The following is an 18,594-nucleotide window of genomic DNA, read 5'->3' as shown; positions in this document are numbered from 1 at the left end:
TTCACCGACTCGCCGCCGTCCTCATCGCCGCCGCCGTGGCCGTCGGCCTGCTGCTGCCATCGGCCGGGCACGGCGGCCGTACTACGCCCGTGAGTGCGCGCCGCGCGGGCGCTCACGGGCGTACGGCCGCCTCCGCGGGGGAGGGCGCGGCCGCCTCGCCGGTGCGAGGGGCCGGGCGGGGCCGGCGGGCCGTGGCACCGCCGAGCCCGGCGCGGGTCGCGCCCCGGCCGGCGTTCGATCGGGTGAAGGCGGCCGCGGCGGCGCGCGCGGTGGGCGCGAACGAGGTCGGCCAGGTCCCGATCCTGATGATCCACCGGGTGCTGACGAAGCCCCGTGTGTCGCTGGACCGCACGCCGGCGCAGCTGTACGCGGAGTTCACCCGGCTGGCCGTGGAGGGGTACGTGCCGGTGACGGCCGCCGAGTACGCCACCGGCCGGATGAACGTCCCGGCGGGGCGGCATCCGGTCGTGCTGACCTTCGACGACGGATCGCCGACCCACCTGGCGTTCGACGCGGCGGGGAACCCGGCGCCCGACACGGCGGTCGGGGTGATCGAGCGGGTCGCCCGGGAGCACCCGGGGTTCCGCCCGGTCGCGACGTTCTTCGTGAACGCGGACCCGTTCGCGATGGGCGACCGGTCGGCGGCCGCGATGCGCTGGCTGGTCCAGCGGGGGTTCGAGGTCGCGAACCACACGACGCACCACGCGGATCTGGCGGGGATGGGGCACGGCGGGGTGGCCAGGGAGATCGGTTCGGACCAGCGGGCGATCACGGACGCCACGGGTGTCGCTCCGGTGACTTTCGCCTTCCCTTTCGGTGAGCTCGCCCATCTTTCCTGGGCCGACCACGGGACTGGGGGCGGCGCCCGGTGGGACTTCCAGGGGATGTTCCTGGCCGGGTGGCGGCCGGCCGACTCGCCGTTCGCGAAGGACTATGATCCCCGGCAGATCCCGCGGATCCGCGATGACGGCAGGATCAGGGAGGACGACTGCCGGCAGTTCTGCTCGATCGCCTGGCTCGACTGGCTGGATCACAACCCGGACAAGCGTTACACGTCTGATGGCGATCCGGCCACGGTGGCCTTCCCCCAGGCTAAGATGATCTACCTTGCCGGGAGATCCGCCGACCGCGCGTGCCCGTACTGAGCGCCTCGGGATTGACCGCACCGGCTACGTCCCATATTCTGATCGCTGCGCTGTGGGCTTGCGCGCGCCTCGGACAGAGCAGGCTCGCGCTCGGTCGCGTCGACATCGGTATGATCACGCCGCCGGTCATCGGCTGGGACGGATAGCTGGCCCTCCGCGCAGCACAGGCAACTACGCATGTCCGTATCCGGAGCCATCCCACACATGACGAGCAGCACCGAGGCCACCTCGAGCACCCCGCAGGTAGCGGTCAATGACATCGGGTCCGAGGAAGCCTTCCTCGCGGCGATCGACGAGACCATCAAGTACTTCAACGACGGCGACATTGTCGAAGGAACTGTCGTCAAGGTCGATCGAGACGAGGTCTTGCTCGACATCGGCTACAAGACCGAGGGCGTCATCCCCTCGCGTGAGCTCTCGATCAAGCACGATGTCGACCCGAACGAGGTCGTCACGGTCGGAGACCACGTCGAGGCCCTCGTCCTCCAGAAGGAGGACAAGGAAGGGCGCCTGATCCTGTCCAAGAAGCGTGCTCAGTACGAGCGCGCCTGGGGCACGATCGAGAAGATCAAGGACGAGGACGGCATCGTCACCGGTACCGTCATCGAGGTCGTCAAGGGCGGCCTGATCCTCGACATCGGTCTTCGCGGCTTCCTTCCGGCGTCCCTGGTGGAGATGCGCCGGGTCCGCGACCTTCAGCCGTACGTCGGGCGCGAGCTCGAGGCGAAGATCATAGAGCTGGACAAGAACCGCAACAACGTGGTCCTGTCCCGCCGCGCCTGGCTGGAGCAGACCCAGAGCGAGGTCCGCCAGACCTTCCTCAACACCCTCCAGAAGGGCCAGGTCCGCAAGGGCGTCGTGTCCAGCATCGTCAACTTCGGTGCGTTCGTCGACCTCGGCGGCGTGGACGGTCTGGTCCACGTGTCCGAGCTGTCCTGGAAGCACATCGACCACCCCTCCGAGGTCGTCGAGGTCGGCCAGGAGGTCACGGTCGAGGTCCTCGACGTCGACATGGAGCGCGAGCGGGTCTCGCTGTCGCTCAAGGCGACGCAGGAGGACCCCTGGCAGCAGTTCGCCCGCACGCACCAGATCGGCCAGGTCGTTCCGGGCCGGGTCACCAAGCTGGTGCCGTTCGGCGCGTTCGTGCGGGTCGAGGAGGGCATCGAGGGTCTGGTGCACATCTCCGAGCTGGCCGAGCGTCACGTGGAGATCCCCGAGCAGGTCGTCCAGGTCGGCGACGAGATCTTCGTCAAGATCATCGACATCGATCTCGACCGGCGTCGCATCAGCCTCTCGCTGAAGCAGGCCAACGAGACCGGCGGGACGTTCACCGACGAGGAGTTCGACCCGACGCTCTACGGCATGCCCGCCGAGTACGACGAGCAGGGGAACTACAAGTACCCCGAGGGCTTCGACTCGGAGACCGGCGACTGGCTCGAGGGCTTCGACGAGCAGCGCGAGACCTGGGAGCGGCAGTACGCCGAGGCCCGCACCCGCTTCGACGCCCACAAGAAGCAGGTCGAAGAGGCCCGCCGGGCCGAGGCCGAGGCGGCCGGCCCGCAGTCGTACGCCACCGAGGAGCCCCAGGGCGCTGAGACCGGCGGCGCTCTGGCCTCTGACGAGGCTCTGGCGGCGCTCCGCGAGAAGCTGTCCGGCAACCAGGAGTAACAACCGCATACGGCGAGGAGTAGACAGACCACGTTATGGTCGATTCTCACTCACGCGTCCGATCAGGGGGTCCCGTCGCTGCGGCGGGGCCCCCGGTCGTTCCCCAGGAGTTGTCGCGGCTCTCGTTGATCGCGGTCACCCTCGCGGTGCTCGCGGAGGTACTGCGGGCGGCGTTCCCCGAGTTCGGGCACTACACCGAGTCCGGTGGGGCGGTCACCGCCACCCTGGTGATCCTCGTGTCCTGCCTGGCCGGGTTCGTGGCACCGGGTGTCCGGGCGGTCGCGGGGCCGCGCGGCCTGCTGGTCGCCGGGGTCGGGGGGCTGCTGCTGGTCCGGCTCGCCATGCAGGCCCTGTCGCCGGCGCTGTGGCTGGCGTTCGCGGGCACGGTGTTCGGGATGCTCGCCGTCACGGCGCTGTACGAGGCGGCGCGCGGCCTGTCCGGCACCGGGTTCGCGGTCGCGGCGACCGCGGGGCTCACCGGCGACACGGCGCTGCGGCTGGCCTTCGGCACCTGGGACCCGCCCGCGCGTCCGGGCGTCGCGGCCTGGATCGTCACCGTCCTGCTCGTCGGTGGTGGGGCGGCCGCGCTGGTGCGCTGGCTGCGCACGCCGCCGGTCGAGGCTCCGGTCATCGGCTGGCGTGACGCGCTCGGCGCGGCCGCGCTGGGGCCGTTCCTGGCCCTGCAGATCCTCGTGCTGTCCAGTCCGGCGTTCGCGTCCTCCAGCGGCGGGCTGCCCCTGGCCATCGCCGGGGCGGTCGTCCTCGCGGGTCAGGCGCTGAGCCTGGCGTTCCTGTCCTCGGGCCTGGCCGTCGCGGCCGTGCCCGGCGGGGTGTGCGTGTTCGGCGGCACGATCCTTGGCGTGGGCGCCGCGGCGGTCACCGGCCGGTACGGCCTGACCGGCGCGGTCGCGATCGGGGTCGTGGTCGTCGGGCAGGTCCTGTCGGCGTGGCTGCTGGCGGTCGCCTCGCGGGTGCCGCTGCGGCGCGGCGGCTACCGCGGCCGGCCCGCCGAGCGGGGCGGCCCGGCGCCGAACGTCAGCGTCCCCGACACCGGGGGCCGGGCGTGGCGTATCGACCTGGGCGCGGCCCTGGGCGGTCTGGCCATCCTGGCGATCATCCTGCCGTACCAGCTGCACTACACCGACCCGCTGCCCCTGCCGAACAAGGTCCTCCCGGGCGCGGCGGGCATCCTCCTGGGCCTGCTGTCGGCGATCGCCGCGGCGCGCGGCGGTCCGCTGCCGGGCCGTTCGGCGGCCCGCGCGCTCGGTGCGGGCGGGGGAGCGCTGGTGCTCGTGGCGGTGCCCGTGATCTACGCGGTGACCGCGCCGGCGGTGACCCGGGCGGCGGGCCTGCCGGGCACGTTCCGCCTCGTCTCGTACAACGTCCACGACACGGTCGGGGACGGCGGCCGGCTCGACCCGGAGGCGGTCGCCCGCGCCGTCGAGGCGCAGCACGCCGACGTCGTGGCGCTGCAGGAGGTCGGCCGGGGCCGCCCGATGTCGGGGACCGCGGATGTGGCGTCCTGGCTGGCCCGGCGGCTGAAGATGCGGCTGGTGTGGGGTCCGGCGGCCGACCACCAGTACGGCAACGCGGTGCTGACCCGGCTGCCGGTCAAGGCCACCGGCACCGGGCGGCTGCCCGTGGGCGCCGGTCCGCTGGCCCCCGGATACGTCTGGGCGCGGGTGGACGCCGGAGGCGGGCGCACCGCAGACGTGTGGTCCGTCCAGCTCCAACAGGGCGCGGACCGCACCGAGAGCCGGCTGGCCGAGATCGTGAAGCTGGTGCAGGTCTGGAGCGGCGCGCCCCGTACGGTCATCGCCGGGGACATGGGCGCCGGTCCGGGCAGTCCGGAGCTGAGCCGGCTCACGGGCCAGAGCGGCCTGCGCAGCCCGATCGAGTCGCCCCCGGCGACCACGACGGGCGGCGGGCGCGTCGACTGGATCCTCGGCAGCGACGACCTCGGCTTCGACGACAGCGCGGTCGACTCCTCCCGGCGGGCCTCGGACCACTATCCGGTGGCCGCGACCGTCCGCGTGGTGGGCTGACCGCCCGTGGACGGCCTCCGGATCGAGCGCGCCGACGTCGCCGACGCCGGGGAGATTTTCACCGTGCAGCGCGCCGCGTACGTCAGCGAGGCGCAGCTGCACGGCGACCCGTTCCTGCCGCCGCTGGTCGAGTCCCTCGACCAGATCCGCAAGATGATCGCCGAGTCGCTGGTCCTCAAGGCCGGCGTCGGGCCCCGGATCGTCGGGGCCGTACGCGGCCGGTTCAACGAGCGCACCTGCCTGGTCGGCCGGCTCGTCGTCGCGCCCGACCTGCAGGGGCGGGGGATCGGCGAGGCGCTGATGCGGGCGCTGGAGGCGGAGGCGGCCGGGCAGGCCGACGTGTGCGTGCTGTTCACCGGGCACCTCAGCGAGACCGACCTGCGGCTGTACCGCAGGCTCGGGTACGCCGAGACGCACCGGGAGCGGGTCGCCGACCACCTCACGCTCGTGCACATGCGCAAGGCACTCCTGGCCGCCGCGCCGGGGGAGTGAGTACGCTCGCGCTCGTGCTGAGTGTGGGGTTGACCGGAGGGATCGGGTCGGGCAAGAGCGAGGCGTCCCGGCGGCTCGCGGAGCGCGGCGCGGTGATCGTCGATGCCGACGCCGCCGCCCGGGAGGTCGTCGAGCCGGGCACGCCGGGCCTGGCCGAGGTCGTCGCCGAGTTCGGCGGGGAGGTGTTGCGCCCGGACGGCTCCCTGGACCGGGAGAGGCTGGGTTCGATCGTCTTCGCCGACGACGAGAGGCGGGCGCGCCTCAACGCGATCGTCCACCCGCGGGTGGGGGAGCGGATGCGCGAGCTCGTCGAGCAGGCGCCGCCGGACGCGATCGTCGTCTACGACGTTCCGCTGATCGCCGAGAACGACCTGGCGGGCATGTACGACCTCGTCGTCGTCGTGGACGCGCCCGTCGAGGAGCAGGTGCGGCGGCTGACCGAGCGGCGCGGCATGACGGAGGCGGACGCGCGGGCCCGCATCGCCGCCCAGGCCACCCGGGAGAAGCGGCTGGCGATCGCCGACCGGGTCATCGACAACTCCGGTGGCCTCGACCGGCTCGCCGAGCAGGTCGACGAGCTGTGGACCGAGCTGACCCGGCGCGCCGGCGTGAGGGTGGGCGAGGCGTGATGACGCGGGCCATCCGCACGACCACCGATCCGGCGCGGCACGCCGGGGAGCCCTCGCTGACACGGGCCGTTCGGGCGGCCATCGCGCCGGCGCGCCGCGCCGACATCGGGAGCTCCCGATGATGCAGGTGACCTGGGCGACCGACCAGGGCAGTCCGGCCCGGCCGAACGAGGACTTCGTCGCGACCGCGCTCGGAGCGGCCGTCGTGCTGGACGGCATGAGCATCCCGATGGACCGGGAGACCGGCTGCGTGCACGGCCGTCCCTGGTACGTCGGGCAACTGGCGACCCGGCTGCTCGCGGGCCTCCTCGACCATCGGCAGGGCCCGGCCGATGCCCTCGCCCAGGCCATCGCCGAGACGGCGGACGCGCACGGCGGCCACTGCGACCTGTCGCACCCCTGGACCCCGGCGACGACCGTCGTCGCACTGCGCGCGCGCGACCAGGTGGCGGACTACCTGGTGCTTTCGGACTCCACGCTGCTGCTCGACCAGGGCGGGCAGGTCACGGCGCTGACCGCCGGCGGCAGCGGGTTCGCCGCGGCCGATCCGCGCGTGGCCGGGCGGGCGCTCACCGGGAGCACGCCGCTGCGCGACCTGCGCCGGGCGGCGCTGCTGACCGACGGCGCCACCCGGCTGGCCGACCGGTTCGGCCGGTCCGACTGGCCGAGCACGCTCGCGACCCTCGCGGAGCGGGGCCCGGCGGCGCTGATCGAGCAGGTCCGCGAGGCCGAGCGGTCCGACCCGGACGGGCGGCGCTGGCCCCGGAACAAACGGCACGACGACGCCACCGCCGCCTTCTGCGAGTTCCCGTCCTAACCGCGGATCACCGAGCGGAGCGTGTCCGGGCGGTTGGTGATGATTCCGTTCACCCCGTACCCGATCATCCGGCGCATCGTGGAACGGTCGTTGACGATCCACACGAAGACCTTCATGTGCCGCTGGTGCACCTTCTTCACGTACCCGGACGTCACCGTCGTGTACTTCGGGTTGACGTAGCGGGCGTACTTCGCGACGGCGGGCAGCTGCCCGGTCGTGGGCGTGCCGAGCAGTCCGAGCGGCACGGACGGCAGCAGCTTGTGGAACGTCTTCAGGGACGACGACTCGAAGCTCTGCACGATCAGGCGGCCGGAGCGCAGCCAGTACGGATCGGCGCGCAGCGCACTGGCGATCCGGGCGGTCATGCCGGGGTACAGGGACGGGTTCTTGATCTCCAGCAGGAGCTTCAGGCCCTTGCCGTCCATGGCGCGCAGCGTCTCGCCGAGCGTGGGCACCCGCTCGCCCTTGTACTTCGCGGAGAACCACGAGCCGGCGTCGAGCTTTTTGACCTGCTTGAGCGTGTAGTCGCGGATCCGCCAGGGCGACCCGTGGGGGAAGACCTTCTCGGCGTTGGTGGTGCGGTCCAGCGTCGCGTCGTGCATGACGATCAGCTTGTGGTCCTTGGTCTGCTGGACGTCCAGTTCGAAGTAGTCGGCGTGCCTGGTCTTGGCCTGCCGGAACGACGCGAGGGTGTTCTCCGGGGCGTACGCGGACGCGCCCCGGTGTCCGACGTCCGCCACCGGCGTGGCGGCGGAGGACGTGGCGGTGAGCGCGAGGGGGAGGGCCGAGGCGGCGGCGATGACGGCGAGGCGGGGGGCCATGAACATCCTCCGACGACGGGGGTGGGGCTCGACCATGATCATCCCCCGTGGGAGGGACCGCTGAGCGAGAACGCCGTGTTTCGGAGATGACACTCATGTTGACATTGGGTGACGACCGAGCCGTATGACCGTGATGCGGGGTCGTCCCCCCTCGGACGATCACCGCCGAGGGCCTCGGCGGTGATCGTCGGCCCCCCGTTACTCGGTGCGCAGGGCGGTGGCGGTCCGGGTCCGCGCCGCCCAGCCGGCCGGGAGCAGCGCGCCCGCCGTCGCGAGGACGAGGCCGCCTAGGACGAGCGGGACAAGGACGCGCACGTCGTACACGGCGATGTCCGCGGCGGGGAACCTCGTGCCCGCCGCCCGGCCCATCGCCGGCAGCACCCGGTCGTGCAGCGCGACCCCGATCGGGGCCCCGAGCGCACCGGCGAGCAGGCCGATCCCGGCGACCGACGTGATCACCATGGTGACCGTCTGCCGCGGTGACATGCCCAGTGCCTTGAGCACCCCGAGGTCGTGGACGCGTTCGCGGGTGTCGAGCACGACCGTGTTGAGGACGCCGAGACCGGCCACGGCGACCAGCATCAGTGTGAGCATCGCGGCCAGCGTGTCCATGGCCACGACCACGCCGCTCACCTCCCCGGAGTTCGCCTGGGCGCTGACGCCGAGCGGGCGCAGGGCGGCATTGAGGGAGTTCAGGTACGCCTGAGCATCGGTTCCCGGCCGGAGGTCGACGGCGAACTGGATCGACTCCGGCGCGACAGGGACGCCGAGGCCGGCCAGGGACGCGTCGTCGGTCAGGACGGTCATGCCTTCCTCGTGCAGGTCGAGGGCCTCGCCGACGATCCGTACCGGGGCGGCGCGGCCGTCGCCGGTCAGGGTGACGGTGTCCCCGATGTGCGTGCCGGTGGCGTTCAGGAACCCCGAGGGGACGACCGCCTGGCCCGGGCCGCTGAACCAGGAGCCGGAGACCATCTGGTACGACCCCCAGGACGAGTCGCCCCGAAAGGCGATCACGGTCGTCGCCTCGGCGAGCCCGGCCACACCCACCCGGGTCTGGCCCGTCCGGAAGAATCGCCGGGTCCCTGGTTGCGCCCGTATCTTCTCGGCGATCGCCGTGGGGTCTGCCGCCTGGGGCGCGCCGGTGCCAGGAGGAGGGACCGCCAAGACCACGACCGCGCCGGGTGTCCGGCGGTTGAGGCCGTCCTGGATGTCGCTGAGGGACATGGCGAGGCCGACGCCGAAGGTGACGCCGATCGTGCCGAGGGCCACGGCCGCGGCGATCGTCGCCGACCGCGCGGGCCGGGAGAAGGGGGTGGCGAGGCCGAGGCTCACCGGGCGCGGCAGTGGCAGCCGGCCGAGCAGGCGCCGGATCGCGCGCCCGCGCCCGGCGCGCGGCGTGCGGCCGACGGCGATCGCCTCGACGGTCCGCAGCCGTCCGGCGCGCAGCGCGGGCACCAGCGCCGTGGCGGCGACCGCGGTGAGAGCGGCGGCGGGAACCGCGATGTCGATCCACGGGGCGATCGTCAGCGTGCCGGTGCCGTACGCGTGTTCCGCCTCGCCCAGGACCGGGATCGACAACAGGTTCCCGAAGGCGACGCCCAGGACGGTGCCGACGGTCGCCGGGATAAGCGCCTGCGCGACGTACGCCCGCACGACCTGGGCCGGGGTGAAGCCGAGCGACTTCAGGATTCCGATACGCCGGGTCGCGGCGCTGACCGCGCCGCTGACGACGATCCCGATGACCAGGACGGACATGAACAGGCCGAGCACCGCGAAGGCGACCACGAACGGCACGAACGTCGCAGAGGTACGGCTCGCGGCCAGCTTGATCTTCAGGTAGGACGCGGCGCCGGTCATCGCTCCCGGCGGTACGGAGGCGGCGATCGCGGCGCGGTCGGCGGCGATCTGGGCGTCGGTGGCGGCTCTGGCGAAGCGGTAGAGCATCTGGTGGGCGGGTGTACGGCCGGGTGCGGTCAACGCCGCGAGCTGCGCCGGTGACACCCATGCCTCGGCGCTGGCGCCCACCGACTTGGCCACCCCGACGATGGTCAGCGTCGGGCCGCCCGGCAGGTCGGGGAACGTCATCTGGTCCCCGATGTCGAACGGCACGCCGCCCTCGTTCATCACGATCTGTCCGGGCCCGGTGGCCCATCGGCCGGCGACGAGATCGATGTCGTCGACCGGCCCGCCGGGGGTGGCGCGGCCGACGATCGTCATGGGCGGCAGCCGGTCGTCCGCCGGCATGCCGAATCGGTTCCGGCCGGGGCGCGGGCGCAGGGCGAGGACGGGGAACGGTCCGGCGGCGGCCGTGACGCCGGGGGCGTGCGCGGTCCCCGCGAGCCGCGCGGCGGTGACCTTGGCCCCGCCGAACTGCGCGGTCAGGTGTGCGCCCTTCTGCTTCGCGAAGGCGTGGTCGAACGGTGCCTGCGACGCCACGAGGAGACCGGCGGCCAGCACCGACGCGGTGACCGCCATCATCGTGGTCAGCGTCATCACCAGGGTCTGGACCCGGCGCCGTCCGACGCCGGCGCGCACGACCTTGCCGAGGGCGCTCATCGGGCCGCCGTCCGGATGTCGCGGGCGATCCTGCCGTCGACGAGTTCGATGGTCCTGGCCGCGCACGAGGCGGCGAGCGCGGTGTCGTGGGTGACCAGCAGGATCGTCTGCCCGGTCCGGTTGAGCTCGACCAGCAGTTCCCTGACGTCCGCGGCGGACGCGGTGTCCAGCGCGCCGGTCGGCTCGTCGGCCAGCAGCAGCGGAGGGTGGTTCATGAGGGCCCGGGCGACCGCGACGCGCTGGCGCTCGCCGCCGGACAGCCGGCCGGGGAAGGCGCGGGCGTGCCGGGCGATTCCGAGGTGTTCGAGCAGTTCGGCCGTACGGGTGCGGGCCTTCCCGCGCGGCATGCCGGCCAGCTGGGCGGGCAGCAGCACGTTGTCCTCGACGGTCAGGTCGTCCAGGAGGTTGAAGAACTGGAAGACCATGCCGATGCGCTCCCGCCGGTACTTCGCCAGGGCGGCCTCGCTCAGCGTGTCGACGCGGACTCCGTCCACGGTGACGCCGCCCTCGCTGGGCTGGTCCAGCCCGGCGACCAGGTTGAGCAGGGTCGACTTCCCGCTGCCGGACGGGCCGAGCACGGCCAGCGCCTCGCCGGCGCGCACCTCCAGGTTCAGACCGGCCAGAGCCGGCCGCCCCACGTCATATCTCTTGCTCACGTCGCGGATCTGGATGATCGGCGCTGTCACGGGCCCTCCAGGGTCGGGTCGATGCTGACGCGACCCGACGTTAGGAGCGGCACCGTGCCCGGCGCGTCGGCAGCGATGACCAACTGCGGTCCTCCGCTCGGCGGACGAACGCGGCGAGTCATCACTGCGATGTACGCCGGTGCCGGCGGTCCGGTCATCACCGGGAGGGATGTGGTGGATACGGCCCCTTGCGACACTTGGCCCGTGAACGGAGCAGAGATCACTGCCCGGTGGCATGCCGGCGCAGCCGCGTTGCGGCGTGTCACGAGCCCACCGCCGCCCCTGTCCCGCTGGGCCTGGGCGGCCGACGCGATCCTCGCTCTCGTACTGACCGTGGGCACGCTCAGCGACGCCCTGACCCCGAGCGACTTCAACCCCGTCCCCGTGATCGGGGACGACGTGCCGGTCCCCCCGATTCCTCCGGTCCCGCCGCCCGGCATCGGCTCCGATCAGCTCGTCCACGGGGCCGCCTCGGCCTGGCAGCTGATCCTGGCCGTCCTGACCGCACTGCCGCTGGTGGCGCGCCGGCGGTACCCGATTGCGGCGTTCTGGGCCGTGATCGGCGCGACGCAGATCTACCACCTCAGCCCGGGCTTCGATCCCTCGTTCACCTTCACCGCCTGCCTGATCGCCGCCTACAGCGCCGTGATGTACAGCCCGTACCGGGCACTCGCGATGGCGAGCGTGCTGGTGGGCGCCGGGCTGATCGCCGGGAATCACGAGGCGGCGGTGCCCACCCTCAGGCCCGGCCTGGTCACGTTCCTCCTCCTGATCCCGGCCGGGCTCACGGCCAACGCGATCCACACCTGGAAGCAGCGCGTACGGACGATGGAGGCGGAGCAGGACGCCGCCACGCGGCGGGCGGTGGAGCGGGAGCGTTCCCGGATCGCGCAGGAACTGCATGACGTGGTCACCCACAATGTCAGCATGATGGTGGTTCAGGCCGGTGCCGCGCGGAAGGTGATGAGGACGGCGCCCGAGCGGGCCGAGCAGGCTCTGCTGGCCGTCGAGTCCGGCGGCCGGAGCGCGATGACCGAGCTGCGCCACGTCATGGGCCTGCTCACCATGAACGGCGACGACCCCGACCAGACGGCCACGGAGGACCTCGCCCCGCCACCGGGCCTGGACCAGGTGCCGGCGCTGGCCGACCGGGTCCGCGAGACCGGGGTGCCCGTCGAACTGACCGTGACCGGATCTCCGGTGCCGCTGCCGGCCGGCGTCGACCTGGCGGCCTACCGGGTCGTGCAGGAGGCGCTCACCAACACGGTCAAGCACGCGGCCGGCGCCCGCGTGATGATCACCGTCGCGTACGGTCCCCGGGCGCTGCGCGTGGAGGTGACCGACACCGGCGGTACGCCCGCCGCGTCGGCCCGCTCCGGGAGCGGCCGGGGGCTGATCGGCCTGCGTGAGCGGCTCGCCGTCTACGGCGGCACGCTGGAGGCCGGGGAACTCCCCGCCGACGGGTACCGGGTGTGCGCCGTGATCCCGGTGGGGGAGGAGTGAGCGAGCCGCTGCGAGTCGTCGTCGTCGACGACCAAGCGCTGGTCCGTACCGGCTTCGCGATGATCCTGGCGGCCGAGGGGATCGACGTCGTCGGGGAGGCCGCCGACGGCGCGACGGCCGTCGACGCGGTCCGCAGGACCCGCCCCGACGTCGTGCTCATGGACATCCGGATGCCGGGGGTCGACGGGCTGGAGGCCACCAGGCGCATCCTGTCCGCCGGACCGGACGCGCCGCGCGTCATCATCCTGACCACCTTCGACCTGGACCGGTACGTCTACGCCGCGCTGAGCGCGGGCGCCAGCGGCTTCCTTCTCAAGGACGTCTCTCCGGAGCACCTGGTCGCCGCGGTGCGCCTGGTGCGCTCCGGCGACGCGCTGCTCGCCCCGAGCATCACCCGCCGCCTCGTCGAGCGGTTCGCCCGCCGGGACGACCAGGCCGCGACCCTGCACCGCGACCTGTCGACGCTCACGCCCCGTGAGCTCGACGTGTTTCGGCTGCTGGCCAAGGGGCTGAGCAACGCGGAGGTCGCCGGCCGGCTCCAGGTCAGCGACGCGACCGTGAAGACCCACGTCGCGCGGATCCTGTCCAAGCTCGGCCTGCGCGACCGCGCCCAGGCGATCGTCGTCGCCTACGAGACGGGACTGGTCACGCCGGGAGAAGCCGGGAACTGATCCGTCCTCGTGGTGCCGCCTCCCGGCGGGCGGGCCGGAATGTCGGTGGCGGGGCGTAGGTTGAACCTCATACCGGGGACCGTGGCCGTCGGCCCGCCCGGTTCGGGCCGCCGAGGCGGCCAGTGATCTTTCATCGGAGGAGCAGCGTGCGGCCTGTCACCGATCTTCAGCGGAAGGTGGCGCCCTTCGAGGTCGTCACCGAGATGACCCCGTCCGGCGATCAGCCGCAGGCGATCGCGGAGCTGGAGAAGCGCGTCAGGCGCGGAGACAAGGACTCGGTGCTCCTCGGCGCGACCGGCACGGGCAAGACGGCGTCCATCGCCTGGCTGATCGAGAAGCTGCAGCGTCCGACCCTCGTCATGCAGCCGAACAAGACGCTCGCCGCGCAGTTCGCCAACGAGCTGCGCGAGATGCTGCCGAACAACGCCATCGAGTACTTCGTCTCCTACTACGACTACTACCAGCCCGAGGCGTACGTCCCGCAGACCGACACCTTCATCGAGAAGGACTCCTCGATCAACGACGAGGTGGAGCGGCTGCGGCACTCGGCGACCAACTCGCTGCTGACCCGCCGCGACACCATCGTCGTCGCGTCGGTCTCCTGCATCTACGGTCTGGGCACCCCCCAGGAGTACGTCGACCGCATGGTGCGGCTGAGGGTCGGCGACGAGATCGAACGTGACGACCTGCTGCGCCGACTCGTCGCCATGCAGTACGCCCGGAACGACCTGGCGTTCACCCGCGGCACGTTCCGGGTGCGCGGCGACACGATCGAGATCATCCCGCAGTACGAAGAGCTCGCCGTCCGCATCGAGATGTTCGGCGACGAGATCGAGAAGCTCGCGACGCTGCACCCGCTGACCGGCGAGGTCGTCACCGAGGACGAGGAGCTGTACATCTTCCCCGCCTCCCACTACGTCGCCGGCCCGGAGCGCATGGAGCGGGCCATCAACGGCATCGAGACGGAGCTGGAGGGGCGGCTCGCCGAGCTGGAGCGGCAGGGCAAACTGCTGGAGGCACAGCGGCTGCGGATGCGCACCACGTACGACGTCGAGATGATGCGGCAGGTCGGCGCCTGCTCCGGCATCGAGAACTACTCCCGCCACATCGACGGCCGTGGCCCCGGCACCGCGCCCAACACCCTGCTCGACTACTTCCCCGAGGACTTCCTCCTCGTCATCGACGAGTCGCACCAGAGCACGCCGCAGATCGGCGCGATGTACGAAGGCGACATGTCGCGCAAGCGCACCCTGGTCGAGCACGGCTTCCGGCTGCCCAGCGCGATGGACAACCGCCCGCTGAAGTGGGAGGAGTTCCTCGATCGCATTGGGCAGACGGTGTATCTCTCCGCGACGCCCGGCCCGTACGAGCTGGGGCGGGTCAAGGGCGACGTGGTCGAGCAGGTGATCCGCCCGACCGGCCTGATCGACCCGGAGGTGGTCGTCAAGCCGACGAAGGGGCAGATCGACGACCTGGTCCACGAGATCCGCGAGCGCGCCGACCGCGACGAGCGGGTGCTGGTCACCACGCTGACCAAGAAGATGTCCGAGGACCTCACCGACTATCTCCTGGAGCTGGGCATCCGGGTGCGCTACCTCCACAGCGAGGTCGACACGCTGCGCCGGGTCGAGCTGCTGCGCGAGTTGCGGCTGGGGGAGTTCGACGTCCTCGTCGGCATCAACCTGCTCCGTGAGGGCCTCGACCTGCCGGAGGTCTCGCTCGTCAGCATCCTCGACGCCGACAAGGAGGGGTTCCTCCGGTCGGAGACGGCACTGATCCAGACCATCGGCCGTGCGGCGCGAAACGTCTCCGGCCAGGTCCACATGTACGCCGACAAGATCACCCCGTCGATGGAGCGGGCGATCGACGAGACCAACCGGCGGCGCGTCAAGCAGGTCGCCTACAACGAGGCGAACGGCATCGAGCCGACCGCGCTGCGCAAGAAGATCGCCGACATCCTCGACATGCTGGCCCGCGAGGACGCCGACACCGAGGAGCTCATCGGCGGTGCCGGGCGGCAGCAGAGCCGGGGCAAGGCCCCGGTGCCGGGCCTGTCCTCCAAGCAGCGGGCCGGCCGGCACGCCGCCGACCTCGTCGGTGAGCGGCCGCGCGAGGAGATGGAGGCTCTCATCGACCAGATGACGAAGCAGATGCACCACGCCGCGGAGGAGCTGCAGTTCGAGATGGCGGCGCGGCTCCGCGACGAGATCAAGGAGCTCAAGCGCGAGCTGCGCGACATGAAGGAGGCCGGGGTCCATTAGGACCTCAGGGGTTCTGTAGGGCCTCAAAGCCGCATAGACCGCCCCCGCGCGTTCGGGGGCGGTTCCATTTCCCCTGACCGGTTCCGGTCTGAGTGGTCTGGCCCGTCGCACGCCTCTACGGGTGTCGGCCGCTTATGAAATGTCCGGGAACGGCACCGGGCCCGCACCGACGAATCGGTGCGGGCCCGGCGAAATACCTCGTACTTCGAGGACAGGTAAACCTAGATCGGCTGGACCTGCTCCGCCTGCGGGCCCTTCGGGCCCTGGGTGGTCTCGAAGCTGACGCGCTGGTTCTCCTCCAGGCTACGGAAGCCGGAGGTGGCGATTGCCGAGTAGTGCACGAACACGTCCGGGCCACCGCCGTCAGGAGCGATGAATCCGAAGCCCTTGTCGGCGTTGAACCACTTGACGGTGCCTTCTGCCACTTTCTCTCCTTCTTGGGTGCTTCACCGGGACGCCGGTCGGCGAACCGGAGGCTGCGTCACGGACTTCTGCTACGTCCGCGAAGATTATCCCGGAGAAGCGAAAACGCCCGCCGTCAACTTCCGCGGGCGTTCAAGATAAAACTTAACACGTACGAGGAAACTACGACTGCAACTCTTGCATGCTATCCGCTCGCCGGAACGCGGGCAAGCGTCCCGCCGGACGCGCCGAGCCCCGCGCGCTTCGGCCCCGCCGCCTACTGCGCACGCCGCGCCCCGAGGGGTCGCCCCGCGCCGGGAGGAATGAGATCATGAGCCGGGGCGGAGGTGGTGCATGGTCGCGCTCGCGGCACTGTGGAGACGCATCCGTACGCGCCGTGGCCTGCTCCTCGCCGTCCCGGCGGTGGTCCTGGTCCTGGCCGGCGCACTGGCCGTTCCGCTGGCCACGACCGAGCAGTGCCGACTCTTCGGCGCCGGGTGCCGGGTCCCGCGCATTCAGTTCGTCCCCCCGCCGACCCGGCTGACCCCCCTGGAGGCCGCCGTGCGCGGCGGCTACATCGCCCTCGGCGACTCCTACTCCTCCGGCGAGGGCACCTGGGACCTGGGCGCCGACCGCGCGTACGCCGGCGGGGGTGCCGAAGACTGTCACCGGTCCAGGGGCGCCTATTTCTCGGCGGTCGTGCAGGGCTACCGGTTCGCCCTGGGCGGCAATCTGTGGGCCTGCAGCGGCGCGCGGATCGCGGACGTCCTGCAGGGAGGCCGGCACGGGGAACCGGCACAGGTCGAGCGCCTGCGGCCGGACACCAGCCTGGTGACGCTCACCATCGGCGGCAACGACATCGGCTTCTCCGAGATCGTCACCCGCTGCGTCGTGAAGCTCCCGTGGTCATCGGCCTGCCGCGACCAGGACCCCGACATCCGGGCGCGGATGTCCGCCCTGCCCGCCGGGCTCGGCTCGGTGTTCGAGCAGATCGGCCGGCGGGCGCCGAAGGCCCGGATCATCGTGCTGGGCTATCCCCGGCCGTTCCCCGTGCGGCCCGAGCACTCGGTGGACAACATCGCCGCCGCGGACCAGCTCTACCTCAACGGCGTCGTACGCGCCCTCGACGACGTCATCGCCGCCGCGGCCCGGCGGGCGGACGGGGGACTGGCGGCGGCGGGCAGGCCGGGCACGGTGGAGTTCGTCGACGGGTACGCCGCCTTCGACGGGCACGAGCTCGGCACGGCAGAGCCGTACCTCAACGCGCTCACCATCGACTTCGGGGCGCCGGCGGTCGAACCCCGCAGCTTCCACCCCAACCAGCTCGGCTACCGGAGCTTCGCGCAGCTGATCGACCGGCAGATCCAGGCCGGTCCGCCCCGCCCTGTCTACCAGTACCGCCGCTGACCGCTCGCCTACTGGCAGGGCGGAAGGCCGGGGGCAGGTCTCCCGCCGGCCTGCATGGACATGGATCCCCGCCCGGCCTCCGGCCGGCTTGGGTGAGCACGCGGCCCGCGCCCTCGCGCCGGCCCGGTCCCGCGCCGGCCCGGGCCGGCGCGGGGCGCAGGCCTCAGTCGCCGGTGATGCGGTTTAGGCGCTCGAGCGCGTCGGCGAACTCCTCGATCATGTCGTAGACGACCTGCCGCGCGGGCTTGACGGTGTTCATCAGCCCGACCACCTGCCCGACGAAGTAGTTGGCCAGCTGCCGGGCGCCCTCGTTGCCGGCCTCGGCGGCCTTGCCGATCGGCGCCATCGCGCCCTCGGCGACGATCATCTGCAGCGGCATCGGCAGCGGGCCGGGGCTGTCCGCGGAGTCCCACTCATCGGTCCAGGCGGAACGCAGCTGCCGGGCCGGCTTCCCCGTGCGCGACCGCGAGCGGACCGTGTCACGGGAGGTCGCCGCGAGCATCTTCTCCTTGACCGCGGGCAGGGTCTCAGCCTCCTCGGTGGTCAGCCACACCGAGCCGCACCAGACGCCCGACGCGCCGAGGGCCAGCGCGGCGGCCATCTGGCGGCCGGTCGCGATGCCGCCCGCGGCCAGGACGGGCAGCGGCGCGACGGCGTCGACGACCTCCGGCACGAGCACCATCGTGGAGATCTCGCCAGTGTGGCCGCCGGCCTCGCCGCCCTGCGCCACGATGAGGTCGACTCCGGCCTCCACCTGGCGTCGCGCGTGCTCGACCGTGCCGACCAGCGCCGCCACCGGCACCCCGGCGGCGCGGGCGCGCTCCACCATGAGCGGCGGCGGCGGGCCCAGGGCGCTGGCGATGAGCCGGATCGGGTGGGCCAGCGCCACGTCGATCAGTTCCGTGGCGCCCTGCTTGGTCACCTGCCGCCCCACGCCGTCGACGCGGGGATCGGTGGCGGACTCCAGCGGCGGGGCCGGCACGCCGTACTTGTCGAACAGGCCTTTGAGGAACTCCCAGTGCTCCGGCGGCACGGCGGACAGCAGCGAGTCCCGGCCGGCCTCCGCCTCCTTCGCGATCTTGCCGGGGACGAGGACGTCGACGCCGTACGGACGGCCGCCGACGTGGTCGTCGATCCAGCGCAGCTCCTCCTCGAGGCGGTCGGGGCTGTAGGCGACCGCGCCGAGCACGCCGAAGCCGCCCGCGTTGGTGACCGCGGCGACGACGTCGCGGCAGTGGCTGAAGGCGAACAGCGGGAACTCGATCCCGAACCTGTCACACACCTCGGTCTTCACGATGCTCCTCGAAAACGGGATGACTCTCGCCCTCGTCCGGGTGGACGAAGCGCGCACGCAGCGGCAGGCCTTCGCGGGGAGCGGTCACCCCGCGCAACCGCCCGTACAACCACGGTCCCTCGGCGAGCTCGACCAGCGCCAGCGGCGCGGACTCGCCGCCGGGAAGGTGCGCGATCGCCCACGAGACCAGGACGGCC

Annotated in this window: 16 protein-coding genes; 10 read left to right on the top strand and 6 right to left on the bottom strand. The window is 72.2% G+C overall.

Features of this window, described 5'->3' with window-relative positions; translation table 11 throughout:
• The 6 genes from NE236_RS42905 to NE236_RS42880 form a co-directional block, all read left to right on the top strand.
• Window positions 1-1,145 (top strand): polysaccharide deacetylase family protein (locus NE236_RS42905; protein ID WP_252848080.1); only part of this gene is annotated, 1,145 nt, incomplete at its 5' end.
• A gap of 204 nt (window positions 1,146-1,349) precedes the next feature.
• Window positions 1,350-2,813, top strand: coding sequence for a 30S ribosomal protein S1 (gene rpsA, locus NE236_RS42900; protein WP_252848079.1), 1,464 nt, complete (start codon window positions 1,350-1,352; stop codon window positions 2,811-2,813).
• 110 nt (window positions 2,814-2,923) lie between these two features.
• Entirely contained in the window at window positions 2,924-4,858 is a 1,935-nt protein-coding gene (locus tag NE236_RS42895; protein ID WP_252848078.1) for an endonuclease/exonuclease/phosphatase family protein, read from the top strand.
• Window positions 4,859-4,864: 6 nt separating this feature from the next.
• Window positions 4,865-5,350 carry a GNAT family N-acetyltransferase gene (locus NE236_RS42890; protein WP_252848077.1) on the top strand — a complete coding sequence of 162 codons (486 nt, stop codon included), beginning with the start codon at window positions 4,865-4,867 and terminating at the stop codon, window positions 5,348-5,350.
• Window positions 5,351-5,364: 14 nt separating this feature from the next.
• A complete protein-coding gene (coaE, locus tag NE236_RS42885) occupies window positions 5,365-5,979 on the top strand; it encodes a dephospho-CoA kinase (protein WP_252848076.1) in 615 nt (204 codons plus the stop codon).
• A gap of 118 nt (window positions 5,980-6,097) precedes the next feature.
• Entirely contained in the window at window positions 6,098-6,796 is a 699-nt protein-coding gene (locus NE236_RS42880) for an integrase (protein WP_252848075.1), read from the top strand.
• Here the strand turns inward: NE236_RS42880 and NE236_RS42875 are convergent.
• The 3 genes from NE236_RS42875 to NE236_RS42865 all read right to left on the bottom strand — a co-directional run bounded on the left by NE236_RS42875 (window position 6,793) and on the right by NE236_RS42865 (window position 10,859).
• Window positions 6,793-7,617, bottom strand: a complete 825-nt coding sequence (locus NE236_RS42875; RefSeq protein WP_252848074.1) for a glycerophosphodiester phosphodiesterase — start codon at window positions 7,615-7,617, stop codon at window positions 6,793-6,795. The genes NE236_RS42880 and NE236_RS42875 overlap by 4 nt on opposite strands.
• A 198-nt stretch (window positions 7,618-7,815) precedes the next feature.
• Window positions 7,816-10,173 (bottom strand): ABC transporter permease, encoded by a 2,358-nt coding sequence (locus tag NE236_RS42870; RefSeq protein ID WP_252848073.1) that lies wholly within the window; start codon window positions 10,171-10,173, stop codon window positions 7,816-7,818.
• Window positions 10,170-10,859, bottom strand: coding sequence for an ABC transporter ATP-binding protein (locus tag NE236_RS42865; RefSeq protein WP_252848072.1), 690 nt, complete (start codon window positions 10,857-10,859; stop codon window positions 10,170-10,172). Before NE236_RS42865 ends, NE236_RS42870 begins: the two co-directional genes overlap by 4 nt.
• Before the next feature lie 204 nt (window positions 10,860-11,063).
• Between NE236_RS42865 and NE236_RS44885 the strand changes: the two genes are divergently transcribed.
• The 3 genes from NE236_RS44885 to uvrB all read left to right on the top strand — a co-directional run bounded on the left by NE236_RS44885 (window position 11,064) and on the right by uvrB (window position 15,294).
• Window positions 11,064-12,362, top strand: a complete 1,299-nt coding sequence (locus NE236_RS44885) for a sensor histidine kinase (protein ID WP_252848071.1) — start codon at window positions 11,064-11,066, stop codon at window positions 12,360-12,362.
• Window positions 12,359-13,033, top strand: coding sequence for a response regulator (locus NE236_RS42855; protein WP_252848070.1), 675 nt, complete (start codon window positions 12,359-12,361; stop codon window positions 13,031-13,033). The genes NE236_RS44885 and NE236_RS42855 overlap by 4 nt, the downstream gene beginning before the upstream one ends.
• A gap of 146 nt (window positions 13,034-13,179) precedes the next feature.
• Window positions 13,180-15,294 (top strand): excinuclease ABC subunit UvrB, encoded by a 2,115-nt coding sequence (gene uvrB / locus NE236_RS42850; RefSeq protein ID WP_308209227.1) that lies wholly within the window; start codon window positions 13,180-13,182, stop codon window positions 15,292-15,294.
• A 221-nt stretch (window positions 15,295-15,515) separates the two neighbouring features.
• Here the strand turns inward: uvrB and NE236_RS42845 are convergent, their stop codons facing one another.
• Complete coding sequence (locus NE236_RS42845; RefSeq protein ID WP_252848069.1) at window positions 15,516-15,719, bottom strand: cold-shock protein; 204 nt, start codon at window positions 15,717-15,719, stop codon at window positions 15,516-15,518.
• Window positions 15,720-16,050: 331 nt separating this feature from the next.
• Here NE236_RS42845 and NE236_RS42840 point away from each other — a divergent pair, with 331 nt between their 5' ends.
• Window positions 16,051-17,103, top strand: coding sequence for an SGNH/GDSL hydrolase family protein (locus tag NE236_RS42840; protein WP_252848068.1), 1,053 nt, complete (start codon window positions 16,051-16,053; stop codon window positions 17,101-17,103).
• Window positions 17,104-17,266: 163 nt separating this feature from the next.
• Here NE236_RS42840 and NE236_RS42835 read toward each other — a convergent pair whose 3' ends face one another.
• Window positions 17,267-18,397, bottom strand: a complete 1,131-nt coding sequence (locus tag NE236_RS42835; RefSeq protein WP_252848067.1) for an NAD(P)H-dependent flavin oxidoreductase — start codon at window positions 18,395-18,397, stop codon at window positions 17,267-17,269.
• Window positions 18,378-18,594, bottom strand: a 217-nt coding sequence (locus tag NE236_RS42830) for an OB-fold domain-containing protein (RefSeq protein ID WP_252848066.1), incomplete at its 5' end; no start/stop codon positions are given. The genes NE236_RS42830 and NE236_RS42835, both read right to left, overlap by 20 nt.

Origin of the sequence: Actinoallomurus purpureus (genome assembly GCF_024055795.1) — a bacterium.
Taxonomy (GTDB): domain Bacteria; phylum Actinomycetota; class Actinomycetes; order Streptosporangiales; family Streptosporangiaceae; genus Actinoallomurus; species Actinoallomurus purpureus.
Note: the sequence above shows the minus strand (reverse complement) of the source record. Positions and strands in the feature narration are given on the sequence as shown.